Source organism: Rhodospirillales bacterium, assembly GCA_028824295.1.
In the GTDB taxonomy this organism is placed as follows: Bacteria; Pseudomonadota; Alphaproteobacteria; order TMED109; family TMED109; genus VXPW01.
In genome coordinates, this window is record JAPPED010000003.1 from 1 (window position 1) to 26,771 (window position 26,771).

General features: G+C 62.5%; 21 protein-coding genes. 6 read left to right on the forward strand and 15 right to left on the reverse strand.

Annotation, left to right across the window (positions count from 1 at the left end):
- The 4 genes from OXH60_01390 to OXH60_01405 form a co-directional block, all read right to left on the reverse strand.
- The coding region (locus tag OXH60_01390) for a hypothetical protein (protein MDE0710773.1) at positions 1-203 on the reverse strand (203 nt) is incomplete at its 3' end.
- Positions 200-604, reverse strand: a complete 405-nt coding sequence (locus OXH60_01395) for a c-type cytochrome (GenBank protein MDE0710774.1) — start codon at positions 602-604, stop codon at positions 200-202. The genes OXH60_01395 and OXH60_01390, both read right to left, overlap by 4 nt.
- A 102-nt stretch (positions 605-706) precedes the next feature.
- Positions 707-2,488, reverse strand: coding sequence for a PQQ-binding-like beta-propeller repeat protein (locus tag OXH60_01400; GenBank protein ID MDE0710775.1), 1,782 nt, complete (start codon positions 2,486-2,488; stop codon positions 707-709).
- A gap of 132 nt (positions 2,489-2,620) precedes the next feature.
- Entirely contained in the window at positions 2,621-3,307 is a 687-nt protein-coding gene (locus tag OXH60_01405; protein MDE0710776.1) for a DUF4389 domain-containing protein, read from the reverse strand.
- Positions 3,308-3,488: 181 nt separating this feature from the next.
- Here OXH60_01405 and OXH60_01410 point away from each other — a divergent pair, with 181 nt between their 5' ends.
- The 4 genes from OXH60_01410 (at position 3,489) to OXH60_01425 (ending at position 7,931) form a co-directional block, all read left to right on the forward strand.
- A complete protein-coding gene (locus OXH60_01410) occupies positions 3,489-4,931 on the forward strand; it encodes an FAD-binding protein (protein MDE0710777.1) in 1,443 nt (480 codons plus the stop codon).
- Between the two features lie 133 nt (positions 4,932-5,064).
- Positions 5,065-5,628, forward strand: coding sequence for a twin-arginine translocation signal domain-containing protein (locus tag OXH60_01415; GenBank protein MDE0710778.1), 564 nt, complete (start codon positions 5,065-5,067; stop codon positions 5,626-5,628).
- A 20-nt stretch (positions 5,629-5,648) separates the two neighbouring features.
- Positions 5,649-7,229: a GMC family oxidoreductase gene (locus OXH60_01420; protein MDE0710779.1), complete on the forward strand. Its 1,581-nt coding sequence runs from the start codon at positions 5,649-5,651 to the stop codon at positions 7,227-7,229.
- 372 nt (positions 7,230-7,601) lie between these two features.
- Positions 7,602-7,931, forward strand: a complete 330-nt coding sequence (locus OXH60_01425; GenBank protein ID MDE0710780.1) for an STAS domain-containing protein — start codon at positions 7,602-7,604, stop codon at positions 7,929-7,931.
- 209 nt (positions 7,932-8,140) lie between these two features.
- Here the strand turns inward: OXH60_01425 and thiD are convergent, their stop codons facing one another.
- Both thiD and glmM read right to left on the reverse strand, forming a co-directional pair.
- Entirely contained in the window at positions 8,141-8,911 is a 771-nt protein-coding gene (gene thiD / locus OXH60_01430; protein MDE0710781.1) for a bifunctional hydroxymethylpyrimidine kinase/phosphomethylpyrimidine kinase, read from the reverse strand.
- A 44-nt stretch (positions 8,912-8,955) separates the two neighbouring features.
- On the reverse strand, positions 8,956-10,320 hold the full coding sequence (gene glmM, locus OXH60_01435) for a phosphoglucosamine mutase (GenBank protein ID MDE0710782.1): 1,365 nt from the start codon (positions 10,318-10,320) through the stop codon (positions 8,956-8,958).
- Positions 10,321-10,398: 78 nt separating this feature from the next.
- Between glmM and OXH60_01440 the strand changes: the two genes are divergently transcribed.
- Positions 10,399-11,616 (forward strand): mandelate racemase/muconate lactonizing enzyme family protein, encoded by a 1,218-nt coding sequence (locus tag OXH60_01440; protein ID MDE0710783.1) that lies wholly within the window; start codon positions 10,399-10,401, stop codon positions 11,614-11,616.
- An 87-nt stretch (positions 11,617-11,703) separates the two neighbouring features.
- Here OXH60_01440 and folP read toward each other — a convergent pair whose 3' ends face one another.
- The 5 genes from folP to pal all read right to left on the reverse strand — a co-directional run bounded on the left by folP (position 11,704) and on the right by pal (position 17,448).
- The gene (gene folP / locus OXH60_01445) at positions 11,704-12,687 is read right to left on the reverse strand and encodes a dihydropteroate synthase (GenBank protein MDE0710784.1); all 984 of its coding nucleotides are present in this window, start codon (positions 12,685-12,687) and stop codon (positions 11,704-11,706) included.
- Between the two features lie 112 nt (positions 12,688-12,799).
- Positions 12,800-14,716, reverse strand: coding sequence for an ATP-dependent zinc metalloprotease FtsH (ftsH, locus tag OXH60_01450; GenBank protein MDE0710785.1), 1,917 nt, complete (start codon positions 14,714-14,716; stop codon positions 12,800-12,802).
- Positions 14,713-16,095, reverse strand: coding sequence for a tRNA lysidine(34) synthetase TilS (tilS, locus tag OXH60_01455; protein MDE0710786.1), 1,383 nt, complete (start codon positions 16,093-16,095; stop codon positions 14,713-14,715). The genes ftsH and tilS overlap by 4 nt, the downstream gene beginning before the upstream one ends.
- Complete coding sequence (ybgF, locus tag OXH60_01460) at positions 16,073-16,900, reverse strand: tol-pal system protein YbgF (protein MDE0710787.1); 828 nt, start codon at positions 16,898-16,900, stop codon at positions 16,073-16,075. Before ybgF ends, tilS begins: the two co-directional genes overlap by 23 nt.
- Positions 16,897-17,448: a peptidoglycan-associated lipoprotein Pal gene (gene pal, locus OXH60_01465; GenBank protein ID MDE0710788.1), complete on the reverse strand. Its 552-nt coding sequence runs from the start codon at positions 17,446-17,448 to the stop codon at positions 16,897-16,899. Before pal ends, ybgF begins: the two co-directional genes overlap by 4 nt.
- Before the next feature lie 466 nt (positions 17,449-17,914).
- On the opposite strand from pal, the gene OXH60_01470 reads away from it, so the two are divergent.
- A complete protein-coding gene (locus OXH60_01470; protein ID MDE0710789.1) occupies positions 17,915-18,718 on the forward strand; it encodes a phytanoyl-CoA dioxygenase family protein in 804 nt (267 codons plus the stop codon).
- Between the two features lie 100 nt (positions 18,719-18,818).
- Here OXH60_01470 and OXH60_01475 read toward each other — a convergent pair whose 3' ends face one another.
- From OXH60_01475 to OXH60_01490, 4 genes are all read right to left on the reverse strand, one after another.
- Positions 18,819-20,816 carry a biotin/lipoyl-binding protein gene (locus tag OXH60_01475; protein MDE0710790.1) on the reverse strand — a complete coding sequence of 666 codons (1,998 nt, stop codon included), beginning with the start codon at positions 20,814-20,816 and terminating at the stop codon, positions 18,819-18,821.
- Positions 20,813-22,345 (reverse strand): acyl-CoA carboxylase subunit beta, encoded by a 1,533-nt coding sequence (locus OXH60_01480; GenBank protein ID MDE0710791.1) that lies wholly within the window; start codon positions 22,343-22,345, stop codon positions 20,813-20,815. The genes OXH60_01475 and OXH60_01480 overlap by 4 nt, the downstream gene beginning before the upstream one ends.
- A 184-nt stretch (positions 22,346-22,529) precedes the next feature.
- The gene (locus tag OXH60_01485; protein MDE0710792.1) at positions 22,530-25,265 is read right to left on the reverse strand and encodes a peptidoglycan -binding protein; all 2,736 of its coding nucleotides are present in this window, start codon (positions 25,263-25,265) and stop codon (positions 22,530-22,532) included.
- Positions 25,266-25,274: 9 nt separating this feature from the next.
- A complete protein-coding gene (locus OXH60_01490) occupies positions 25,275-26,489 on the reverse strand; it encodes a flagellar motor protein MotA (protein ID MDE0710793.1) in 1,215 nt (404 codons plus the stop codon).
- Positions 26,490-26,771 lie beyond the last annotated feature (282 nt).

A 26,771-nucleotide genomic window follows, 5' to 3' on the forward strand; every position in this document is an offset into this window, starting at 1 on the left:
TCGAGGGTGATCAAGGCACAGGGGAGGTCGCCCGGCGTGTCGGTCTCGGCGAGCCGGGTTTCAAGGCTCCGGAAAGCGTCGGCGGTCCGACAGATCCAGGTCGGTTTGCCGAACGTGAAGTAATCGGTGAACGTGTTCTGCGCGACAGCCGGGGACGCCGCGCCCAGCAGGACGAGGCATCCCAGCATCCGAAGTAGGGTCATTGCCAGTTCGCTCCTTCGATCGAAACCGTTTCGAGAAACGCTCCGATCTGGCTGATCTGATCGAAATCCAGGTACTCTCCGAATGGCGGCATCTTCGGCAGTTTCCCCACTGCAACTACCTCAATGAACTTCTCGTAGCCCCTGAACCACATACGGAGGTCGAATCCCCACTTTCCCCATCGGGGTGACACGCCGTCGGCCTTGACTCCGTGGCACTGCACGCACCACCGACCGTAGAGGAACGCTCCGGCCTCGATGGCTTCAGGATCTCCCGACATGGGGTTGGCGGATTCGATGTCAATGGGGTCGGGCACTTCGTCACTCTCGGCAACCGCGGGAGTAATTGAGCCGGCGATGAGCGCTGTTGCCAGCACTACGGAACGGAAGAGTAACGGTTTCATATAAGTTCAAGGCCGGGAATACCCGGCCTTCCAACGGTGCAACATCAGAGAAAAGCGGGTGGCGGACCCGTGTCCGCCACCCGCCAATCTACGTGCGAACCTTTACTTCAAGGCAAAGGTGACTACGAGCGCGCTGCGCTGGTAGTCCAGGGTCTCCCCGGCGAAGGCGCCAGCGAGCATACCCATGCCGACGTACGTCCCGTGACCGGTGGCCACGGAAATGTACTGCTTGCCGTCAACGGCGTAGGAAATGATCCCGCCGTTCGTGCCGGAACCAAGGTTGAACGTCCAGAGGATGTCACCCGTGTCCCCGTCGATGGCTTCGAGGTTGCCGGTGTAGTCCGCGTTGAACAGCAGCCCGCTGCCCGTCGTCAAGAGGGCCGAGTGCGGGATGATGTCGTAACGCTTCTCCCAAAGGATCTCACCGGAAACCGGCTCACGCGCGACCAGACGGCCGTGGGCCTTGTCGGCCTCCGGGTCAGCCTGGATCCACTCTGCGGCCATGTACACCTGCGCGTACGGTTCGGTGATCCGCGTGGCTTCACCGAAGCTGATCGGGCCGGAACCGTCCTTGTGGGCGATGGTCAGCCACATGCACCATTCCTGGACCGTGCGGTAGGAGATACCGTTGTTCGGGTTGTAGGAACCCGCGTTCCAGCTGTGGCCGCCGTCGATGGCCGGGCAGACCAGGGTCTTCTCGCCGGCAACCGGCCAGAGCATGTTCTCGAACTCGCCGGTTTCCAGGTTGAACCCGGACGTCCAGTTCTGGTGGTTCATCGCTGAGTAGACCGCCAGCGGCTGACCGGTCGCAGCATCGTGAACGTGGTTGAACCCGCTCTTGCCCGGGTGGAGGACCATCCGGCGACCGTCCTTCTCGAAGATCACGTACTCGCCGGGTGAGGCGTCGTAGTCGTACGGGTCACTGGGCGCTTCCTGGAAGTACCAGTTGAGCGCGCCGGTGTCGAGGTCAAGCGCTACGGTGGACGACGTGTAGAGGTTGTCGCCAGGCCGGTGCGCATCCACGTTCGGGTCGCGGCAGTCGGCGCCACAGTAGTCGTAGTCGGGGTTCGGGTTACCCGTACCCATGATGATCTGGTTGTTGTCGAAGTCGACGGTACCGGGCTGCCAAGAGCCGCCGCCGCCGTACAGCCATGAGTCACCACCCCAGGTCGCTAGCGCTGCGTCGTCGCCGCGGCCGGTCGTGTAGAAGGTCCAAACAACCGATCCGTCCTGCGGGTTGATGCCGAAAATCCGGCCTTCGACCGGGTACTCACCACCGTTCTGCCCGATCACCATCATGTTTTCGCTGACGTAGGTGGCCGCGCCGCTGAAGCCCGCCGTGATCTTGGCGGAATCGACGATCTGCTGGTCCCAAAGGACAGATCCGTCATCCTGGCTGAGCGCCACGATCCGGCCGTCTGCCAGACCCATGTAAACACGTCCACCGCCCACGGCCGTGCCGCGAGTGTGTGCGAATGCCGAGCGGGCAACCACCGCCTGGTTCATCTCAGGGACGTAGGCCCACAGACGCTGACCGGTAGCCGCGTCGAGCTTCATCACCGAAGATGGGTTGTAGGCAACGTACATGGCGCCGTCGAGCACGAGCTGTGTACTGTGAAGTCCACCGGCCGATTGCTCCGCGCCACCGGGCTGGAAGAGCCAAGCCACGTTGAGGTCACCAAGGTTGTCTTTGTTGATCTCGGTAAGTGGCGAGTGGCGATAGGCCTTGTCGATGGTGCGGTGATAGGCGCACCAGTTTTCATCAGCGCAACTGGCGATCTCGTTCCCGTGATCCATCGCCGAACCCGACGATGCAAACAACGCGGAGACCATTGCCACAGTGGCAGCGGCCCCAAGGGCCGAGCCGATGCGGGAAAGGGTCATCTATTTCCTCCCAAGGATGGCGGCTGGCCGGACGGGGTCAACCGCTCCGGCCAGCAAACCCTTCCATCGTAAGCAGATGTGCCGTTCTCCGCAACGCATCCGGTACGCGCGAGGGCGTGGCGCCATGTGGCCTCAGCTGTCGAAGGCGGCGACGACCACGCGCAGCGGAATCAAGACTGCATGCCGGGGATTGGCGTGGGCCTGGATTCGAATCCGACGGTTGACGGCACCCGGCGCGCCCTTCAGGGCGGAGAGCCACGCACGCCCCTGCCACCGGGTGCCTACAAACAGTCCGTTCAATTCGGCGTGGCGGGCCGCGAACGCGATGTGTGCCTCGCCTTCCAGCACCCAGGGGCGAATTCCGATCGCAACCAGCGCCTCTGTGTCATCCGCCCGGACGGCATCGGCGACGCGCAATTCAGTGTGTTCGCCGGCTCGACACCCGCCGAGGTGGCGAAGACATGCCTGCCAGGCGGACGGTACTTCCGTGGCGGCGTCGGCTGCGCCGATATCCGGAGAGAATGCGAACCGCTCTCCCGGCACCGACGATTCCGGAAAGGGATTGAATGGGAACGGCAGGTGATCGCTCCGATAGAGCAGGAAGTCGAGGATCGCGCCCAGCAGCGCCTTCATTGCATCCGCGAGCTGCGTGATGCGCTCATTGCTGCGGTCAGCCCACAGATGAAATCCGAATTGGACCACGGCGAGCAGCAGCAATAGAGGAAGCAGGACATAGCCAATTGCGCCGAACGCGATCATGGCAAGCAGCCGTTTCCACGGCTGCTCAGGTCCTAGCACTACGGGCGGGTCCGCAGGCATGGCGATCTCCTGGCAGCTGCCGCGACACGCCCATTCTGCGCAATTGGTCAGGAAATTCCAAAGTCGCGATCGTTGGCCAGCAATTCTTCGCTCCGTTGGCCAATCCAATGCACGCGCCTCACGGTCGGGCACGTTCATCTCCGCTAGGATTGGGTACAGCAGCAATGTGAGAACGTCATCGATGCCAACCAGCGCAGTTGCCTCCCGGCGGCGGTTCCCGCCGAAGTCGAGCGTGGTCGGAGAACTCAAGGAGTTTCTTGGTGACCGTGTCTCGACGGCGCCGGCGATCCTGGATCAGCACGGCCGGGATGAATCGTACCACGCGGGACATCGCCCGGACGTGGTCGTGTTTTGCGAAACCACCGAGGAAGTGTCACGTACCGTGGCTCTCTGCGCGCGCGACCATATTCCCGTGATCCCGTTCGGGACCGGTACATCCCTCGAGGGACACGTTGCGGCTCTTGAAGGAGGGGTATGCATCGACCTGAGCAGAATGGATCGGGTACTTGCCGTCAATCCGGAAGACCTCGACTGCACGGTGGAGGCCGGTGTAACGCGGCGCCGGCTGAACGAGCACCTGCGCGACACGGGCCTGTTTTTCCCCGTCGATCCTGGAGCAGATGCGAGCCTGGGAGGAATGGCCGCTACCCGGGCGTCCGGTACCAATGCGGTTCGCTACGGGACCATGCGCGAACTGGTACTCGATCTAAAGATCGTCCTCGCGGACGGCCGCGTCATTCAGACAGGGACACGGAGTCGCAAATCGTCGGCCGGCTACGATCTCACCCGTCTGTTCGTCGGATCCGAAGGAACGTTGGGCATCGCGACTGAGGTAACGCTCAGGCTGTTCGGGCACCCGGAATCCATCGTTTCCGCGGTTTGCTCATTCCCGACGGTCGACGCGGCGGTCCGGACTGTGATCGCCACCACGCACTCGGGTGTGCCGGTGGCTCGCGTGGAACTGATGGACGCCTTGTCAATGGAATGCTTCAACCGTTGGGGCAAGACGAGCTACGCCGAGACACCTGCGCTGTTTCTGGAGTTTCACGGCACGCCGGCGACCACGGCGGAACAGGCGGAAACCGTCTCACAACTGGCGCAGGAATTCGGTGGCCGTGACTTTGCCTGGAGCGCCAACCAGGAAGAGCGAAATCAGCTTTGGCGCGCGCGTCATGATTTGCTGTATGCGCTGATGGCCCGATGGCCGGGCCGCAAGTCGCTGACGACCGACGTATGCGTCCCGATTTCGCGACTGGCAGCGTGCATTTCGGAGACGAATGCCGACATCGCGGCAAACTCGTCGATCCCGGCTCCGGTTGCCGGGCATGTAGGCGATGGCAACTTCCATATCGCCTTCATGGTGGATCCTGACAGCCCTGAGGAAATTCGGGAAGCCGCAGTGCTGCACGATCGTCTGGTCCGCCGGGCATTGGACATGGGCGGAACCTGCACGGGTGAACACGGGATCGGCTACGGCAAGATGGAGTACCTGGAGATTGAGCGAGGGGAGGGAGTCGGCGTCATGCAGGCGCTCAAGCAGTCCTTGGATCCCCACAACATCATGAATCCGGGGAAGATCGTGCCGTTCCCGAGTCAACGCTCGAACCTGCCTCAGGTTGCGTGAGGTAACGCTGGGTCCAAGCGGCGGCACTGCGCGTGCGTTTTGTGCATGGCTGGTATGATGTTTCGGTCCGGCTCCTCCCGGCGCGGCAACTCAGCGGCTCCGGGGCTTCCGGAGCTGGCAACGGAGGAGACACATGGACTTCAGTCACCTGAGCAGGCGTAAGTTCCTGCAAGGTACGGGTACCACCGCGGCTGGCGTCGCGATCACGGGTACTCTCGGTGCGGGTGGCATCGCGATCGCAGAAGACGCGTCTTGGGCCTTCGAACCGAAGGCCTTGGACGAAACTACGATCCGTGGCCTCATCGCGATGGCGCGCCAGCTCTATCCGCACGACTTTCTGGATGACGGGCCGTACGTGCAAGTGGTTGCCGGCCTGGATGCCAGCGCAGCCGAGGACGCGGACCTGCAGGCGCAGCTGACCGACGGGGTGCGCGCCTTGGGCGTAGTGGTGTCTGGCGACGCCTCTACCCCTGTGGCCTTCCACGAGCAGAGCGGCGGGCTGCAACTAAGGGCGTTGAAGCGCGAAGAGGCAGCGAACAACGCGTTCTTCGAGGCGGTGCGCGGCGCGACATTGGGTGGTCTCTACGGCAATCCTGAAGTCGCAGCGGCGTTGGGCTTCGAGGGATCCGCGGTCGAACACGGTGGCTACCTGGACCGCGGCTTCGATGACATCGACTGGCTGCCGCAGTCTTCCTGACTGCAGAGGGGGGATAAACAATGGCTCGTACATACGACCTGAGCGACGACAGCGTCGTCGTCATCATCGGTTCTGGAGCCGGCGGCGGCACGCTGGGACACGAACTTTCGGAAAAAGGCATTGATGTCGTCTGCCTGGAGGCTGGTCCTCGACTGGACCTCGGCGACATCGTGAACGACTGGGGCGAGATGGGCGCCAAGCTCAGTTGGAACGACAAGCGGATCGGCTCAGGGGTGCTCAACCCCGGATACCCGCTGTGGGTTTGCAAGACCGTCGGTGGCACCACGGTGCACTGGGCGGGCGCGAGCCTGCGCTTCCAGGAGCATGAATGGAAGGCCCGCACGACCTACGGAGATATTGCGGGTGCCACCCTGCTGGACTGGCCGATCGATGCCGCAGAGATGGATCCGTACTATTCCCGCGCCGAGGACAAGATGGGAACCACGGGTACCCACGGAATTCCGCGGCTCCCGGGCAACAACAACTACAAGGTCATGGAGTACGGCGCGAAGAAGCTGGGCTACCAGACCGTGCACACCGGCAACATGTCGATCAACCCGGAGACTCGCGACGGGCGGCCAGGCTGCCTGCAACTCGGCTTCTGCATGGCGGGATGTGCAATCGGGGCCAAGTGGTCGATTCTGTATTCGGAAGTGCCGAAGGCGGAAGCCACCGGTCACTTCGAGCTGCGTCCCGACTCGATGGTGGTGCGGATCGTGCACGACGACTCGGGCAAGGCTACGGGCGTCGAGTACCTGGATGCGGACGGCAATCTGCAGATGCAGAAGGCGCGGATCGTGGCCGTAGCAGGAAACTCGGTCGAAACACCGCGGCTCCTGCTGAACTCCGCCAGCAGCATGTTCCCGGACGGTATGGCGAACTCTTCCGGCCAGGTCGGGCGCAACTACATGCGGCACCTGACCGCCACCGTGTACGCCGTGATGCCCGGACCCGTCCACTTCGACCGCGGCACCCAGATGGCCGGCATCGTCATGGACGAGGTGCGGCATGACGACAGTCGCGGATTTGCCGGCGGCTACCTGATGGAGACGCTGCCGGGCTTCGGTGTGGCCGCGATTGCCGGCAACGTCGGCGGCATGTCGATCGACACCCCAGGAACATGGGGACGGGACTACACCCGCGAGGTGATCGAGAACTACCGCAACATGGCAGGCATGTGGCTGGTCGGAGAAGACATGCCGCAAGCGGACAACCGGGTCACTCTCCACGACACGGAGAAGGACCAGTACGGGCTGCCAGTACCGGTGGTGCACTTCGACGAGCACCCGAATGACCTGGCCATGCGGAACCACGCCTACCGGATGGGAAGTGCGGTCTACGAGGCAGCTGGGGGGAGCAAGAGCTACGAGCTCCCGCCGTTCCCGGGCACGCACAATCTCGGTACGTGCCGGATGAGCGCGAACGCGGATGAAGGCGTGTGTGGTCCCTCCGGAGCAACGCACGATATCCCGAACCTGTTCATTTCCGACGGTAGCCAGTTCACGACCGGCGCGGCGGAAAACCCGACGCTGACGATTGTTGCGTTGGCAATCCGGCAGGCCGAGCTCATGGCAGAAGCCATGCGGACCAACTCGATCTAGCGGGTTCGTTTCGAGGACAGGGGGCGCGGGCTCACGCGCCCCCTGTCATTGCAGGATTAGATGCGCACTCCGCGTAGCGGTCGGTGCCAGTACGCGTTCACTCGGCCATCGACCGGGGCAGTGGCGGCGACTGCCTGAGCCTTGCACTTCGGTCCCGCGGGTCCATCCTGAGCGAGCTAGGCCAAGCCGCATTGTGCCGCGCTTTCCACGTGAACGGGTAGCCGGCATGACAACCGGCCCGGACATGCAAAGGGCTTGATTGCGCTATCGATCGTTGACGCAATTTGACTAGCATGGTACTCAAGACAACGATGTGGCGTGGCCCGACACTGTCGGGCCGGAGCGCCTCCAGAAGGAGTAGTCACCGTGGAAATGAAGAGTACTAAAGAAGGAGACGTGCTCATCTTCGAGCCTGAAGGCCGCATCGATGGAACCAATGCCCGAGACGTTGAGACTGCGTTTCTCGACAAGGTGAGAGGCGGCGAACTGGTCATCCTCGTCGACTTCTCTGAAGTCGACTTTATTTCCAGCGCCGGTTTGCGCGTGTTGCTAATGGTTGCGAAGGAAGTCAAGGCCCGATCTGGACGGATCGAGCTGTGCTCAATGCGAGACTATTTGAAGGAAGTATTCGAGGTGAGTGGCTTTAACGCGATCTTTCAGATCCATGAAGCGCGGAGCGACGGATTGGCGTCGCTTTCATAGCGGGCGCTTGAGAGGTTCCAGACCGAAAGGTTGAGGTCATCCTGCTGGTGCTGGCCGGTGGCGAGCAGGGTCGCCTCTACATTTGACCTAGTTCTACGGTTGCCACGCGAAACAGCCGAAACAAGCATCTGTCACCGTTGTCCGGACCTGCGTCCCAATGGGATGAGGCCGGGCAGTTAGTTTGTCAGCCAACCTCGACAGTGTTCCACTCAGGCAAGGTGATTTAGCGGCCCGCGACCGCCGCCCAGTCCCGAAGCAGTCCGAATCGCACGCTGAACATAGGCGTGCGCGCGCGCCGTCGCGTCGGTCAGTGTGGCCCCCTTGGCAATCCCGGCGGCTATGGCACTCGCCAGCGTACAGCCAGTACCGTGGGTGTGGGGCGTGTCAACCCGAATCGCAACGAACTCCCGTACTCCGGCATCGGAAACGAGTAGATCGGTCACCTCAGTGCCCCCAAGGTGCCCGCCGGTAATCAACGCTGCGCGCGCCCCCATTGCGATCAGGTGTTGACCGGCGCGGAGCATTTCATCCCGATTGGTGACAGGAAGTCCTGTCAGCCTCTCTGCTTCGGGGGTGTTGGGCGTTACCAGGTATGCGCGTCGCATCAATCGATCACGGAGTGCCACTTCCGCTGCCGGCTCCAACAGAGGCTCGCCCGACGTTGCCGTCAACACCGGGTCGACGATGAGCGGCAATCCGGCGGCGCAGGTGGCCAAGGTGTCGAGTATGGCGTCGATCGTCTCGTTCGAACAGAGCATTCCCGTCTTGATTGCGTCCGCCCCGATATCTCGTAAGGCCGTTTGCATCTGCAAGGCCACGAGGTCCGCGGGCGTGTGCAACACGCGATGGACCCGATGCGTGTCTTGCGCCGTGACCGCTGTCACCGCCGACATGGCGTACACGCCCATTGCCATGGCGGTCTTGAGGTCTGCCTGAAGACCGGCACCGCCGCCCGAATCCGAACCGGCAACAATCAGCAACCGACCACTCGAGTGGCCGCGTCGACGAGCGGACTCAATTTCCGTCAAGCCGCGTCCCGGCTGGCTGTAGCCACTGCGGTTGCAATCGATTCGATGATTTCTCGGGCAGCCGGTTCGTCCGAAGTCTCGACCAGAACGCGCAGCAGCGGCTCGGTACCCGAAGGTCGGACGATGAGTCGGCCTTTTCCCCAGAGGCGTTGTTCTGCCTCCTTGACAACCGCCCGGACGGACTGGTCGAGGAGGGGGTCGACGTCACGGCCGTTCGGAAGACGAACATTGGATTGATGCTGCGGAACTGCTTCGTAGCGGGGCAGCAATTCTGACAGGGGATTGCCCGTACGGGCCATGACAGCCAGCGCCTGTAACGCCGAGGCCAGTCCGTCCCCCGTCTCGCTGTGGTTCGCCAAAATGATGTGACCGGACGGTTCGCCGCCAACGTTGCATCCATGCAACCGCATCCACTGCGAGACGTGACGGTCGCCGACGGGAGCGCGTAGAAGGCCCAGTTGAAGGGTGCCCAGGTAGCGTTCGAAGCCGTAGTTCGAGAACGGCGTGCCGACCACTGCGCTGCCGGTAAGCTTTCCGCTCTCGAGCCATTCGCGCGCGATCAGCGCGATCAGCCGATCGCCGTCCACGACCTGGCCCTGCTCGTCGGCGAGTACGCACCGGTCGGCGTCTCCGTCCAGTGCGATACCGAGATCTGCCCCGGACTCCCGGACCCGCGCTGCCATCGCGTGGGGCGCTGTCGAACCGCAGTCTCGGTTGATGTTCGTGCCATCGGGTGCGACGCCCATGGCCACGACGTCGGCGCCAAGTTCCCACAGTACTTGTGGCGTGACTCGCCAGGCCGCGCCGTTGGCGCAATCGACCACGATCTTTAGGCCATCAAGTCTGAGGTGAGCGGGGACGGTGGCCTTGACCCACTCGTTGTAGCGACCGACGGCATCGTCGATTCGTTTGGCGCGTCCGACGTCTGGGGCGTCTGCCAGGGTGTGGGACATCGGATGCGCTTGCAGGCGCTCCTCCAGCGAACGCTCGACTTCTTCAGAGAGTTTGCGGCCATCCTGGCCAAACAGCTTGATGCCGTTGTCCTGCCAGGCATTGTGCGAACCGGAGATCATGACCCCCAGGTCACATCGCATGGAGCGAACCAGCATGGGGATGGCGGCAGTCGGGATCGGCCCGACGAGGAACACGTTCATGCCGATCGATAAGAAGCCGCTCGTCAGGGCTGTTTCCATCATGTAGCCCGACAGCCGCGTGTCCTTGCCGATAACCACGTGATGGCGATGGTCACCGCGGGTAAATTCCGCGCCAGCGGCAACACCGATTCGCTGGACGAATTCTGGCGTGAGCGGCGCCTCGTTGGCGCGGCCACGAATGCCATCGGTGCCGAATATGTGTCCCATCGTCCCTTCCGAAACGCTACTGTGGCGCCTTTCTACAACCGGTACCGTTACCCGTAAACGGGACCCAGGAGATCAGGAATGAAAATTACTGCGATCGAGACCGTCTCGCACGCGCGTTTTCCCAACCTCCTCTGGGTTCACGTGCACACCGACGAGGGAATCACCGGATTGGGAGAGACCTTTTACGGGACCGGGTCTTCGGAGGGGCACATCCACTCGTACGCAGCCAAGCTCCTCTTGGAGGAGGATCCGCTCCAGATTGACCGGCACAGCAAGCGGTTGACGACCTACATCGGCCACTCGGGGACGGGCGCAGAGGTGCGGGGCAACTCGGCGCTGGATGTGGCGCTTTGGGATATCTGGGGGCAGGTGACCGGGCAGCCGATCTACCAGCTCCTCGGCGGACGGAGTCGGGACTCTATCCGCGTGTACAACACCTGCGCCGGCTACCAGTACGTCCGAACGCACTCCAAGCAGTCCACCGACAGCTTCAACCTGCCGGGCGACCAGCCAGAGGGGCCGTACGAAGATCTTCAGGCGTTCCTGACGGACGCTGGAGCGCTGGCCAAGAGCTTGCGGGAAATGGGCATCACGGGGATGAAGATCTGGCCCTTCGACTATGCGGCGGAAGCTTCCGGGGGACATTACATCTCGCCTTCCGACCTAGCGCGCGCAGTGGAACCGTTCCAGAAGATCCGTGACGCCGTGGGTGACACCATGGATGTGATGGTCGAGCTTCACGCTATGTGGGATCTACCTCAGGCGAAACGCATCGCGGCGGCGCTGGAGCCCTGCAGCCCATTCTGGTTCGAAGATCCGATCCGCATGGACAGCCTTCGCAGCCTCAAGGACTTTCGGGATTCCACACGGGTCCCGACGACGGCAAGCGAAACCCTGGGAAGCCGGGGGCAGTTTCGGGAACTCCTTGAGCTCGGAGCCTGCGACTACGTTATGTACGATATCGGCTGGGTTGGAGGGCTTTCGGAAGCCCGCAAGATCGCCGCAATGGCCGAAGCCTGGCACCGCCCGGTTGCTCCGCACGATTGCACCGGACCCGTCATCTTTGCCGTTTCGGTTCACCACGTGATGAATGCGACGAACGCACTGGTGCAGGAGGTGGTTCGCGCTTTCTACTACGGCTGGTTCCAAGAAATCGTGACCGAGTTGCCGCCACTCGAGAACGGTTTTCTCCGTCCGCTGGAAGGGCCGGGGCTCGGGCTACGCCTCCGGCCCGACTTTCTCGAGGATCCTGACTGCCGGACTCGCAGGACCGACGCCGACGGCACGACCGGTTGACCCGGTTGCAGGAGGGTTGAACCGGCGCTCGGCCGGCACCCCCGCTGCCTGCGTACAGCTACCGCGTCGGTCGGGTTATCGCCAACGTCAGCTTGGATACCTGCTTGAGTCCGGGACCGAATCGGCCATCGACCGGCCAAGAGCCGCCCACACTCGCAGCGCCTGCCGCGTCTCGGCGACGTCGTGCACCCGGACGAGGTTTGCGCCCTGACTCACGGCGTGCAGCGCAATCGCCAGCGAACCTCCGATTCGGTCGGAAACAGGAGCATCGCCGTCCAGATGCCCGATGAGGGATTTGCGGGACGCGCCTACCATCAGGCCGTGCCCGAGGCAGTGGAACATGGGCAGCCATGCGAGGAGCTGCAGATTGTGCTTCCGGTTCTTTCCGAATCCGAGACCCGGGTCGACGATGATCTGGTGAGGCGGAATGCCAGCGGCGCGAGCCCGCTCCACTGCGACGGCAAGATCCGCATAGACCTCGCTGGGGGCGTGATCGTAGTAGGGCCGCACCTGCATCGTTTGCGGGTTCCCGCGCATGTGCATGAGCACGACGGCTAACCCCGCTTCAGCAACGACGCGGGCGCTGTTCGGCGAATGCGACAGTGCAGTGACGTCATTGACGATGGAGGCACCGGCCGCCGCCGCCGCAAGCATGGTCTCGGGATTGCGGGTGTCGACAGATATCACAGCGCCAGTTGGCCGCAACGCTTCGATGACGGGGACGACGCGCCGGATTTCTTCGGCCGGCGCCACCGTCGTGGCCCCGGGGCGCGTGGATTCCCCTCCTACATCGAGGACATCGGCTCCCGCCTTGACCATGGAGAAACCCAGCGCGATCGCCTTTTCGGGCGTGAGGTAGCGGCCGCCATCCGAGAAGCTGTCCGGCGTCACATTGATCACGCCCACGATGCGGGTGCGGTCGAGCGCCATTCCGGCAAACGGAGCCCGAGCAGCGGTAAGGGCATGGCGTGCCACCTGATGGCGGTCATCCACCAGTGACGTCAGTGGCAGGGGGCGCACCTCGGGTGCAGGGTGACCAAGGACGATTTCGTCCACGGCGGCAAAGCCCATGGGGCCGCCTGCCAGGGGCAGACGGTCGGCGGCAGGATGAGCGAAGCGCGAGAGCTTTCGTGGCCGCAGCAGGACGGGGTTGGCTCCTGCGGTCAGCCGCCCACCGGGTGCATCAAGCGTTCTCCGGCTGCGCCGAGCCGTCGCCTTGTTCTTGGGACGCACCGCTTTGCGGGACCGATGAACGTCGGCCCGTCTCCGGTGCCGCTTCGTCATCGTCGTCGCGATGGATGGACCGCCCGCCCAACACGGCATCCACCTCATCTGCCGTCAACGTTTCGTACTCGAGAAGGCTGCCGGCCAGGGCATGAAGCTGGTCGACGCGAGCTTCAAGAATCGTCCGTGCCGTGCTTTCTCCGTCCTCGACGATTCTCCGAATTTCTTCGTCGATCATGCGAGCGGTCTGATCCGACATGTTGCGCTGTTCGGCTACGGAGTGCCCGAGGAACACTTCTTCCTGATTGCTTTGCAGACGGATCGGGCCGAGTCGATCGCTGAATCCGAACTCCATCACCATACGGCGGGCCAAATTGGTGGCCTGCTGGATATCGTTGCCGGCACCGGTGGTGATGTGGCGCTTGCCGTAGATGAGCTCCTCGGCAATGCGACCGCCAAACAGGCCAGCGATCTGTGCTTCCAGTTCAATTTGCGTGTGCGCGTACTTGTCGCGCTCCGGCAGCCACATCGTGACTCCGAGTGCACGGCCGCGCGGGATGATCGTGACCTTGTGGAGGGGCTCGTGGCCTTCGACGTTCAGCATCACGATCGCGTGTCCGGATTCGTGATACGCGGTCATCTTGCGCTCGTCTTCCGTCATCACCATCGAGCGTCGCTCGGCGCCCATCATGACCTTGTCTTTCGCCTGTTCGAATTCGGCCATGCCGACGGATCGGCGGCCCTTTCGGGCGGCAAGCAGCGCGGCTTCATTAACGAGATTTGCGAGATCCGCGCCCGAGAAACCGGGGGTCCCGCGCGCGATGGTCCGGATGTTGACGTCGTTTCCGACTGGAACCTTGCGCATGTGTACGCGGAGGATCTTTTCGCGCCCGACGATGTCCGGATTGGAGACCACCACCTGGCGGTCGAAGCGGCCGGGACGCAGCAGCGCCGGGTCGAGGACGTCGGGCCGGTTGGTCGCGGCGATCATGATCACGCCTTCGTTGGCCTCGAAGCCGTCCATCTCCACCAACAGCTGGTTGAGGGTCTGCTCCCGTTCGTCGTTGCCGCCGCCAAGACCGGCACCGCGCTGCCTTCCGACGGCATCGATTTCGTCCACAAACACGATGCATGGAGCGTTTTTCTTCGCCTGTCCGAACATGTCACGGACCCGGCTGGCCCCGACGCCGACGAACATCTCGACGAAATCCGAGCCTGAGATCGTGAAGAAGGGCACGTTCGCCTCACCAGCGACGGCGCGGGCGAGCAGCGTTTTCCCCGTTCCTGGCGGGCCCACCAGCAGCACGCCCTTCGGAATGGAACCCCCCAGTCGCTGGAACTTTTGAGGGCTCTTCAGGAACTCCACAATTTCTTGCAGTTCTTCCTTCGCCTCGTCGACCCCCGCGACGTTCTCGAAGGTGACGCGCTGCTGATTCTCGGTAAGGAGGCGCGCCCTGGATTTGCCAAATCCGAATGCCTTGCCATTGCCGGATTGCATCTGGCGCATGAAGAAGATCCAGATGCCGATGAACAGCAGCATCGGCAACCAGTTGAGCAGCAGCCCGACTACCGGCGAGACGCTGCTCTCTTCCGGCGCTGCCCGCACGGCAACGTCGTGTTCGCGCAACAGAGGAAGCAGGCTCGCGTCGTCAAGGCCGTATGTCGTGAAACGCTGGCCATTCCGGTAGAGACCGTCGATCACGCGGCCGCTCACGGTGATGGACTTGACCTGACCCGTTTCCACGTTCTCGACGAACGTCGAGTAGTCGATCTCGGCAGCATTCTGCTGCGTGTTGCTATTGAACAGGTTGTACGCGGTCACCACGACCAACCCGATCACAATCCAAAGGGCGAGGTTGCGGGCAAAACCGTTCATGCGTGTCCTCGGCAGCCGGTGTTCCGACCGGTCCCGTTCCTGTTTCCCGGTGACGACGATACGCCGGCCAACAGGCCGGACCGGGGTTCGAAAACGACCCGTATTCTCGTGCGGAGACGGTCGTCTCGCCACCAATTTAGGTGGGGCACTGCGACCAATCCGTCAAGATCACGGAATGCCGGCAGTGTAGCAAGATGATCACGGCGCACGCCGGGACCGGGCGGCGCGACGGGAAGCTTGCGGAGATCCCGCGTTCCAAGTGCGCCGACGACTAGATCGTCGGCCGGGAAGTCGGTTTCAATCTGGAAGCGATTGTCCCATAGCAACTTCGGAGACCGGAGACGGGCAGGGTCGGAGACGGCCCGGGCTTCACGGGTGAATGCGAGCCGTTTCGCGGTCACCGTGAGGACAGCCCCCCCAAGCGTGGATGTGTGAAGCTCTTGGTTGCGAATGCGCTCCAGGACCCGCCAAAGCGACCGGGTGCGTGGCGGATAATCTCGGCCCGCTACTGCCTGCACGACTGCGGCAATGCATCGAAGCGCCAGCAGTTCGGGAAGGGCCGCGAAAGGCCCCAGGTCGACCGTCACGAAGCCCAGAGGTGATACGTGCATCGAATCGTGCAGTCGGGCTGCGGTCGCGCGTTCAGCAAGCGCGTCCAATCGTCTGAACGTTCGGGTCGCACGGGCCAGCGTGGCGGTCTTAGGGAGGTTGGAGGCAGGATGACGCAGGAGCCTGCGAAGCCGAGTCCGCGTATACCGGAGATCCTGATTCGACGGGTCCTCCACGAAGTTGCCGCCGCTCTGCACCACAGTTGCGCGGAGGCGGGACTTCGGAATTCCGAGAAGCGGCCGTACGAGTTCCACCGTCGCCATCGGGGTGCGCACGTGCATGCACCCGAGCCCCGGGATGCCGCTTCCTGCTGCCAGACGCATGAGAAACGTTTCAGCCTGGTCCTCGAGATGATGCGCCAGCAATAGATCGGCGACGCCAGCACGCATGCACCACGCGCCCATCAATCGAAAACGTGCTGCGCGCGCGCTTGCTTGTATTCCGCGCGTAACATTCCCGTGATGCCAGACCAGGGTTTCGTGCTGCATTCCGAGTTCTCGGATCCACCGTGAAACCGTGGCGGCCTCGGACGCGGACTCATGGCGAAGCCGGTGGTCCACGGTCAGTGCGGTGACGGATGCCCGTCCTCCACCTGCCCATTCCGCCACCAAGTTGGCAAGCGCCATGCTGTCGGTACCACCGGAAACGCCGATGGCGAGGGAACAGCACTGGTCGGGCGAGAGGTCGGCCTCTGCGGCGAGGAGCCGAAATTCTGCTGGAGTTACCGGCTCGGAAGCCGCCGGCACATCAGGTGCAGCCAGCGCGCTCACTGCCAATGGCCGCTCGGTCGAGGATTCGCTTTGACGCGTCTGGAAAGTCCAAACCAAGGCGGCGGAACGCTTCGCACGCGTCGTCGTTCTTGCCCAGAGCGATTAACGAAAGCCCCAGCTTGAGAAGGATGTCAGGTGCCTTCTGCTTGTCTGGGGCACTTCGAAACCCGCGCGCGAACTCGGCGGCAGCCTCCGCGTACTGTTCACGAACATAGTGGCTCTCGCCAAGCCAGTAATACGCGTTGTCGGTCAAGGTGCCGTTTGGGTATCTGCGAATGAAGTCCCGGAAGGCTGTCTCTGCGGCCGGATAATCCGCCCTGACCAGCAATTCGTAGGCCTGCCTGTAACTGATTTCCTCGTCATCAAACTGCGTGGCCGTCACAGGTCCGGCCCCTGCCGTAGGCGATCCTGACGGTGGCTCCTGCGCCACCGTGTTCTCGGTTTCGGGCCCCGCGCCGACAACTGGCACTGGAGGTACGGTGTCGGCCGTCGGTGCCGACACCGGCGGGGGCAGCACGTCACTGGATGCCGCCTGTGTCTCCTCCAATTGTCGAAGCTGCCGGTGAAGCTGATCGAGCAAGTGCCGGTTTTCTTCCATCCTGCCGGTCACGGTGCGCAAAGAGTCTTCAAGCTCCTGGAGTCGCCGCTCTTGGCGCGCGATCGCCTCGGTCTGCCGTGAGAGGGCCTCGAGCCTGGTTTCCAGTGCGCCAAGCCGTTCGTCACCGGCCTCCTGTGCAACGGCAGGAATCGCAACAATGCTGCCGCACAGGGCCGCGGTTACAAATGCTGCAGCACGCCCGATCACGGATTGATTACGGTGATTGCCACCCGGTTTTGGCGCCAAGCCTGTTCGTTGTGGCCCTCGACTTCCGGTCGCTCCTTGCCATAGGAGATCGTCGAAATTCGGGTCGCCTCTACTCCGAGTGATACGAGGTAGGTCTTGACGGCTTCGGCCCGACGTTCGCCAAGCGCAATGTTGTATTCCCGGGTACCGCGTTCATCACAATGCCCCTCGATCGTGACGGTCACAGCCGGCGCACCCAGCAAGAGTTCGCTCTGCGCACGGAGAATTGCCTCACCCTCAGCACCAAAGGAACTCTTGTCGTAGTCAAAATAGACTCGGTCGCCGGCTTCGATCAGGTCGACTTCGGCTTGCTCGGCGGGAGTCAATTGCGTCACCCCCGCGGTCTCATCGGTTTCGACGTCGATGCCGCCGTCAGTGATATCGGCGAGTCCAGTTCCCTCCACGACCTCCGCCGGTTCGGCGGTGGGATCTTGTTCGGGGGGGCTGCCGCAGGCCGAAAGTGCCAGCGCGATGCCGAGGGCCGCAAGAATGTGGATAGGCCGATGCATTACTGTGTTCCAGATAACAGATGAGGCAGCCGCCGAGAGTACGGACGAACAGGCGTACAAAATCAGCCGCCGGTTCGAGGGACTCGACTGAGCATTCAGTACGATAAAAGAAAAGTAGGGTGTCCACAACGATGGGAACAGTATTCCGGCAGCGAACGGCGGTCGTGAAGCGTGCCGTACCGCAACCTCGCCCCGACGCTCGTTGTGGCGGCTTCGTTTCGGTCGGTGGATCCTGTTCCTCGAGCCGCTTGATGGAGCCTGATGGGGTCGCTGACGATCGATCCAGTTCGGCGAATACGGAGTGGTCGCTTGAGATCTCGGGTCCCATATTGCGGGCGTTGGGACTGTTGGTACAGAAGCGACTTCGTGGGCCAGGTGCTGACGCGGGTGCCCGGCGTAGACTCAAGAGCAATGAGCGCGGATTGACTGCGCTACGGCAACCAGACGCCATCGGGGAGGCTGGGCCATGACGGTACTCAATGAATCCATGCGGCGGCAGTTCCAGCACCGCGGGTTCCTCTTGCTGCCCAGCCTCTTTTCGGAGGATGAGATCGCTCACGTGCGTTCCGCGGTCGCGGCGGTCGCGGCACGGAAAGGCCCCGAGGTGATCCACGAACCGGATTCAGACGTCGTCAGAATGGTTTACGGCGCACACCGCTTCAACGAGGCCTTCGGTCGTCTCGCGAGGCACCCCCGCTGGCTGGAACCGGTCCAGGCTCTGATGGGCGGTCCGGTCTACATCCACCAGTCGCGCCTCAACACCAAAGCCGCATTTCACGGCGGCCCCTGGACGTGGCATCAGGACTATGCCACCTGGTCGAACCGCGACGGGCTCCTGGAACCGCGCGCCTTTATGGTCGCGATCCTGCTGGACCAGGCCAGTACCAGCAACGGACCGCTCATGCTGGTGCCGGGTTCTCACCGTTGCGGACTGATTGCCGATGCCGTGGACAACCAGGAGTCGTCCAGCTACACGGTGTTCGAGATCGGCGAGGAGCGTCTCGCGCAGATTGTCCGGACTGGTGGCATCGAGTTGTTCGTCGGACCACCCGGTTCCGTGTTGATCACCCATGCCAACATGGTTCACGGGTCGGCCGGCAACATCACCCCCTGGCCGAGGCGCATCTTTTACCTGAATGTCGCCGCAGTCGACAATCCGCCCACCAAGTTCGACCGCCCGGAGCATCTCTGCACCCGCGACTGGTCCGCCGTCGGGCCCCTGGACGATGACTGTCTCCGCATGCTCGGGCCAAGTTCGGCGGCGCGCTGAAGGGGAGACAGGCGCGCTGCGAGCAACCTGCGACCAATCGAATCACGCCAGGCGGTCAGGCGGAAGTTTGTTGGAATGCCGGGTCGTGTAGCGGCGCCCGTCAAGCGAATTCCGCGATCACCTCTTCAGCGGCGATATTGTCGCCCGCCCTTACGCCGATTTTCCGGATAACGCCGTCGCGCTCTGCCCGAAGTTGATTCTCCGCCTTCATTGCCTCCACCACTGCGATCACCTGGCCTGCCCGTACCTCATCGCCCTCTGCCACTGCAATCGAAATCACCAAGCCAGGCATGGGGCTGCATAACCGATTTGAGTGGTCCGGCAGAGTCTTCTTTGGCATGTGGACGGCGAGTGCGGCAATTTCGGGAGTCCGGACCAAGGTCCTGGTCGTCACGCCAGCATGAGTGAACGTCCATCCCTCCACCGCCGGGTCGATCTGGATGACCACCGACTTCGCGTTCACTCGGCCGTGGAACACGACTTGGCCGGGACACCACGTACTCCTTACTGCCAATTGCCGATCGCCGACTTCCACGTCGCATCCGCCATCGGCAGCACGGACCGTGCAGGGGACAGCTTCTTCACCCAGCATGACCACGGCTTGCCATGCCTGCCGCTCCGCTGGCGGCCCTACCCGAGATTCCTCGGTCTGCTGGACGAATGCAGCCACTGCGATCAGCGCATCCCTGGTCTCTCCTTCGGGAAGGGGCGGTCGGTAGCCGTCAGGGTACTCGGCATCGAGAAAGCCTGTATCGAGGTCCCCTTGCTCGAATCTCCTGGTTCGGGCCACGCCGGCGAGAAAGGCGACGTTTGTTCGTGGACCTCGAATGTAGAATCCGTCCAACGCTGCTTGCATCGAACGTACCGCAGTCTGCCGGTCCTTGCCGTAGGTGATCACCTTGGCGATCATCGGGTCGTAGTGCGGGGTGATTTCCGAACCCTCGACTACCCCTGTATCGATGCGGACGCCGTTTCCGGCCAGCGTCGGCGGTGTCGTCAATCGTCGAATTCGGCCAACCGATGGCACAAAGCCACGTTCGGCATCCTCTGCGTAGACCCTGGCTTCGATGGCCCATCCAGCATTGCGTGGCACGTCCTGCTGGCGCAGGCGAAGCGGTTCGCCCGCCGCGACCCGCAGCATTTCCTCCACAAGGTCAACGTCCGTGACCTGCTCCGTTACCGGGTGTTCGACCTGCAGGCGCGTGTTCATTTCAAGGAAGTGGAACTCCCCTTCCGAATCGACAATGAACTCGACGGTGCCGGCTGAGCGGTACCCCACCGCTTTGGCCAGCGCGACAGCTTGCTTCTCCATCCGTCGACGAACTTCGGGCTCGAACCGAGGCGCCGGGGCCTCCTCGAAAACCTTCTGATGGCGGCGCTGGATGGAACACTCGCGCTCACCGAGCGAAATACACTGCCCGTGTGCGTCAGCGAGAATTTGCACTTCAATGTGGCGGGGACTTGGGAAATAGCGTTCGACGAATACCCGCGCGTCACCGAAACTTGACTTGGCCTCGCCGGATGCCAGTGGAAACAGTTCTCGGACAGCCGCATTGCTACCCGCGATGCGCATTCCCTTGCCACCGCCGCCTGCAGCAGCCTTCAGCATGACGGGATAGCCGATGCCGTCGGCCATGGAAGCTGCCTCGACGGCGGTTCCCGCCGGTCTGGTGTTGCCGGGAACGACATTGACACCAGCCTTGGTGGCCAATTCCTTTGCGGCCAGCTTGTCGCCCATGATGTCGATGGCATCCGCCGGCGGACCCACAAAGGTAATGCCGGCTTCTTCAACCGCGCGGGCAAATGCCGCGTTCTCCGACAGGAACCCGTAGCCAGGATGGATGGCGTCGGCCTTGGTCGCGCGGGCTGCTTCCAGCAGTGTTGCGATTCGAAGATAGCTCTGGCTTGCCGGCGCTGGGCCGATCGCGACCGCTTCATCGGCAGCCTCCGCGTGGAGCGCGCCCTCGTCGGCCTCAGAAAATACGGCGACGGTCTTGATTCGCATCCGCCGACATGTGCGGATGATGCGACAAGCGATTTCGCCCCGATTGGCGATCAGGACCTTCCGGAACGGCCGGGTCCGCCGTCGAGGCTTCACAGCGGGATGTTTCCGTGCTTCTTCGATGGATTCGTCAGCTGCTTGTTGCGAAGCATTTTCAGCGAACGGGCAATCCGGGTCCGGGTTTCACGCGGGAGAATAATGTCGTCGATGTAACCTCGACTGGCCGCCACGAACGGGTTCGCAAACTTGCGGCGATAGTCGTCGGTGCGCTGCTGGATTTTCTCGGGGTCGCCGATGTCCCCCCGGAAGATAATTTCCACGGCGCCCTTTGGTCCCATGACGGCAATTTCTGCAGTCGGCCAGGCCAGGTTGATATCGCCTCGAAGATGCTTTGACGCCATCACGTCATAGGCTCCCCCGTACGCCTTACGCGTGATCACGGTAATCTTTGGAGAAGTGGTTTCCGCGTAGGCAAACAGGAGCTTGGCCCCATGCTTGATCAGGCCGCCGTACTCCTGGTCGGTTCCGGGCAAGAAGCCGGGGACATCGACGAAGGTCACGATGGGAATGTGGAAGCAGTCGCAGAAACGCACAAATCGAGCAGCTTTCCGGCTCGAGTTGATGTCCAGACAGCCAGCGAGCTCCATTGGCTGGTTGGCTACCACTCCTACCGTCCGTCCCTCGACTCGGCCGAAGCCGATCAAGATGTTGCCGGCGAAGTCGGGCTGGATTTCGAAGAAATCGCCCTCATCCAGGACTTTCTCGAGAACCTCTCGCATGTCGTACGGCTTGTTGGGATGTGCAGGGACCAGCGAGTCCAGCGAGGGCTCCATGCGACCAGCAGGATCTGCGGTCTCGCGGATCGGCACCTGGTCACGATTTGAAAGCGGCAGGAAATGGAACAGGCGCCGTATTTGCGTGAGGGTTTCGAGATCATTGTCGAAGGCGAGATCCGCGACACCTGACGTCGCGGTGTGGGTTCGTGCGCCACCGAGCTCCTCGTGCGAGACCTCTTCTTGAATCACAGTCTTCACGACGTCTGGCCCGGTAACGAACATGTAGCTTGTGTCGCGCACCATGCAGATGAAGTCGGTCATCGCCGGCGAATAGACGGCACCGCCCGCGCACGGGCCCATGATTACCGAGATCTGCGGGATGACACCCGAGGCCAGCACGTTGCGTTGAAACACCTCGGCGTAGCCGCCGAGCGATGCGACGCCTTCCTGGATCCGCGCACCTCCGGAATCATTCAGGCCGATTACCGGCGCCCCTACCTTCATGGCCTGATCCATGACTTTGCAGATCTTCTCTGCATGGGCCTCCGACAGTGATCCACCAAACACGGTGAAGTCCTGGCTGAACACAAACACCGGGCGAGCTCCGATTTCGCCCCAGCCGGTGACGACTCCGTCGCCGGGGATGGTTTGCCGCTGCATGCCGAAATCGCCGCTCCGGTGCTCGACAAACATGTCGAACTCCTCGAATGATCCTGGATCCAAGAGCGCGGAGAGACGTTCCCGTGCGGTCAGCTTTCCCTTGGCGTGCTGCTTCTTTATGCGCGCCTTGCCGCCGCCCAAATGGGCGTCACGGCGTTTCTTCTGGAGAGTTCGTAGAACGTCTTGCATGGCAATCTAGCGAGGGATGTCGCCGGGGTGGAGGCTAGCGGCAATCAGGCGAAATCAGGTTCGCAACGATTGCCCCCGTGATCGATGCTTGGGCAGACGGTGCCAAACCGACGGAACAGACTACCTGTTCGCTGCTGCCGCCATGCTAACAGATGTCCATCGATGTCTTCGGCCGCCAATGCGGTCATGGCCGGGTAAGTTTTAGTTCGATCCGCCGGTTACGACGGAGTGCCGCCGGATTGGTTTCCGGGTCTATCGGTTGGAACTCCGCGAAACCCGCAATCGAAAGCCTCTCGGGAGGCATCCCATTGTCAAGGAGGATACGGGCGACCGCAGTGGCCCGTGCGACCGACAACTCCCAATTGGAGGGAAACTGGTCGGTAGCAATCGGGTCAGTGTCGGTATGTCCCTCGATTTGAAGAACCCATGGTACGTCGTCGGGAATTTCCCCAGCGAGGACCTTCAAAGCGTCAGAGACCTGGGTGATTTCGCGCCGACCGTTCGGCCCAATTTCCGCGGAACCGCTGGCGAACAGCACTTCGGACTGAAAGATGAAGCGATCGCCCACGATCCTTACATCCGAGCGGTCGCCAAGGATGTCGCGGAGTCGTCCGAAGAATTCGGACCGATAACGCGCCAGCTCACTGACCCTGGTGGCCAAGGCCGCATTGAGGCGCTTGCCGAGCTCGACAATCTGGATTCCCTTGGCTTCACGGTCGGCCTCGGCCGCGTCCAGAAGCCGTCCGAGTTCATCCAGCCTGGCGCGTACGTCGGCCAACTGGCGGTTCAGCAAGGTCGCCTGCTCCCTTGCTGCGACCGAAAGCGCGCGCTCCTGTTCCAGGTCTGCTTCCGTCTGCAATAGGTCCGTTCGGGCTGCTGCTGCCGCCGCCGCGAGTTCGGCCAGTCGTTCTTCCAGCCGTTCCTTGTCGAGCTCCAGGTTTCTGGCCTGGTCAGACAGGCCTTGCTCCGAAGACCGAACGCGGCTGAGGTTCGCACGCAGTGCCTGCTCGCTGCCACGCAGCCGTTCGATCTCGTCCCGTAGTTCTGTTTCCTGTGCCTGCGCCTCACCGAGCGACCGCCGCAGCGTCCTGACCTCGGATGACAGGTCCCGGTTGCGTGTCTGCAGGCCGGTTTCCAGGGTGCCCGCTTCTTCAAGTTCCCGGGTAAGTTGCTGGAGGTCGGTGGTCAATTGCTCATTCGTCGTCTGGAGGTTCAATCCCAGCGCTTCAGCGGCCTCGAGCGAGAGCGTGAGCTCCTGAAAATCTGCACTCAGCACATCGTTCTCGCCCCTTAGTTCACTGCTGCGCGCCTCAGCAATCTCAAGTGCCCGCGTGAGTTCCAGAAGTTCGGCGGACAGCGATTCGTTCTGGGTCCGGAGCTCGTCTCCGCGACTCCGGGTTTCGGCCAGAGCGCGCGAGAGCCGCTGGATGTCGACGTCGAGAGCTTCATTGGCGGCCTGCAGGTCGTCGCCACGGGTTTCCGCGGCGGCGAGAGACTGCGACAGGCGCGTGACGTCGGCATTGAGGCCTTCGTTTTCCGTCTGGAGGTCGTCGCCACGAGTTTCGGCCGCAGCCAGAGCCTGCGCCAGTCGCTGGATGCTGGCGTGGAGGTCTTCGTTTTCTGCTTGGAGGTCGTTGCCGCGAGTTTCGGCGGCGGCGAAAGCCTCGGTAAGCTGCCTGACGTTGTCCTCAAGCGATTGATTCCGCGCTTGCAGGTCCTCGCCGTGCGTGTTGGCCGTTTCCAGGGCGCGCCGAAGCTGCAGGATGTCGCGAGCCAGTAGCTCGTTTGTGTTCTGTAACTCGTTGCCGTGGCGCTGTGCTGCTTCCAGCGCAGCGGTCAACTGCCGGATGTTGGCGTTGAGGCCCTCGTTCTCGTTTCGAAGTTCATTGCCGCGAGCTTCGGCCTCCCCGAGTGACTGTGAGAGCTGACGAACGTCCACAACAAGGGTTTCGTTCTGGACCAGAAGGTCGTCACCACGGGTCTCGGCGCTCATCAGCGCTTGTGCCAACCGTTGGACCTCGGCATCGAGGGATTCGCTTTCCGTCTGCAGCTCGTCGCCGCGCATCCGCGCCGCCGCCAGTTCCTGTGTGAGCTGTTCGACCTGCGTATCGAGAGCCTCGCCCCGGGTCTGAAGGTCATCGCCCCTGGTGCGGGCCGTCGCGAGGTCTTGCGTCAATCGCTGAACGTCGGCATCCAAGGCCTGATTCCGGGCTTGGAGATCATCGCCGCGGGTCTGTGCCGTCGCCAAGTCTCGTGTCAGCCGTTGAACGTCGGTGTCGAGGGCCTGATTCCGGGCCTGGAGGTCATCGCCGCGGGTCTGTGCTGTCGCCAGTTTCTGCGTGAGCTGCGTCACATCTTCGGAAAGAGAATCGTTTTGGTTCTTCAGGTCTGCAGCGAGCGTCTCGGTTTCCTGTACCAGCTGTGTGAGTCGTCGGACATCTGCCGCAAGCGCGTCATTCTGGGCTTGTCGATTTGCAGCAACGGTTTCGGCTGCCGCGAGCGACTGTGTGAGCTCGCGGACCTGGAGAGTCAGCTGCTCGTTTCTCGTCTCCAGGTCTTGCCCGAGGGCTTCAGCAGCCTGAAGCGACTCGGTGAGGAGTCGGACTTCATCGCTGAGGCGAACGTTGGCTCCACGCAGGTTGCTGACTTGAGCCTTGGAGTCATTGAGCGATTGGGTGAGATCGAGGACATTCTCGGACAATTCGGCGTTCTGGGTTTCCTCCCGGGCAAGTTGCGCTGTCAGCGCATCCATCTGTGAGGTCAGTGACTGCAGTTCCGCATCCCGCCCCTTTAGCAGCAACCCCAGCACAAACTCGGACAGGACATAGATCGCAAGCAGAAAAACGAGGACGAGCAGTAATGTTGAGATACCGTCGACAAAGCCCGGCCAGATGTTGGGAGATTGGCGTCGCGTGGGCACGCCGCAGGCTCAGCGCTTGGACCGCGCCTGATCGGTACTGCGCGACTTTGCCTCGGGCTTGGCTGCTGCCGAGGAAGTGCGTCGCGTCGTTTTCGAAGTAACCCTGGTCGGTTTGGACTCCGGCACGGAAGTACTCAGGGTGCGTGCGAGCAGCTTGATTTCGCCGCGCACGCCTTGGAGAAAAGCCTCCTGACCGGCGGCGTTCGCTTCGACCAAGCGCTTGAGGTTGGAATCCATGCTGCGCAGATGCGCCAAGGAGTGTTCGTCAAGATTGCCGCCAGTGTCGGCGATGCGTTCAATCTGCCGAACAATGGACGACTGATCGCTTCGCAGCTGATCTCCGAGGGCCGCAATCTGGGTGGCGATCGAGGACATCGACTCGCTGACGTTGCGACGTTCATTCTCTCCCCTGACCAGCGCTTTCTGGAGTTCATCGATGCTTTCCGCAGTCTGCTCAAGCAGCGCCTGCACGTAGACCGGAACCGGAGTGTGTCCCAGCTCCAACTCGCTGCCGCTCCCTGCAGAAACGTGTGCCCGGCGAGCAAGCCACTCTTCAAGATCTAGGTAGAAGCGATTCTGTGCCTGGGCAACCTGCAGGTCGAGGAAACCAAGGACCAGCGAGCCCGCAAGTCCGAACAGCGACGAGCTGAACGCAGTACCCATGCCAGCCAGAGGCTCGGTCAGCCCCGCCTTCAATGATCCGAAGATCGACGCGACGTCCCCGCCTTCACTGATCGAGAGATTGCCGATGACGGCGCCGAACGAGCTAACCGTCTGGAGCAGCCCCCAGAACGTCCCCAACAACCCCAGGAAGATCAGTAGCCCGATCATGTAGCGGGAAATGTCGCGGGTCTCGTCCAGCCGAAAGTTCACCTGGTCGAGCAGCGAGCGCATGGAGAGCGCGGAGATCAGCGGTCGCGACGTCTTGGTCTGTTCGGTGAACGTGCGCGCAATCGGGGCAAGCAGATTTGGCGGCCGCGCGTTGGCGATACTGACACTCATGCCAGACGCGTAGCGCTCCAGCCAGCGGATTTCGGGAACCAGCGCCAGGACCTGGCGAAACGAGTACGCAATTCCGATTACCAGCACGCCTGCGATAAGCCCGTTGAGCGCCGGATTGGCGTTAAACGCCTCCCTGAGCGTAGGCAGCAGCAGCGATGCCAGGCCGCCGGACACCACGACGAACACGACCATGCGAATCAGGAATCGGTGGGGGCTATGCACGGTTGATTCCCGCTAGTTGGGCTGAGGCCGACCCGACAGTGGTCGACCCGCGAATGAGGCGGGACACATCTGGCGGACAACAGTCTCGCTGCCAGATAGCGCGCGCGGCCGCGATCGGCCCAGCATGTCCAACGCGAACAGTACCTGACGAAATGGCAGAAAAATTTGGAAAGATCAAGCTGAGCGGGGTCCGTCGGCGGTATGATTTGCCCGACGGATACGCCGCTGGTGGCAGGTGCCGAGGGGGCGGCGCGGCAACTCTCCCTGGATCGCCGCCGCAGG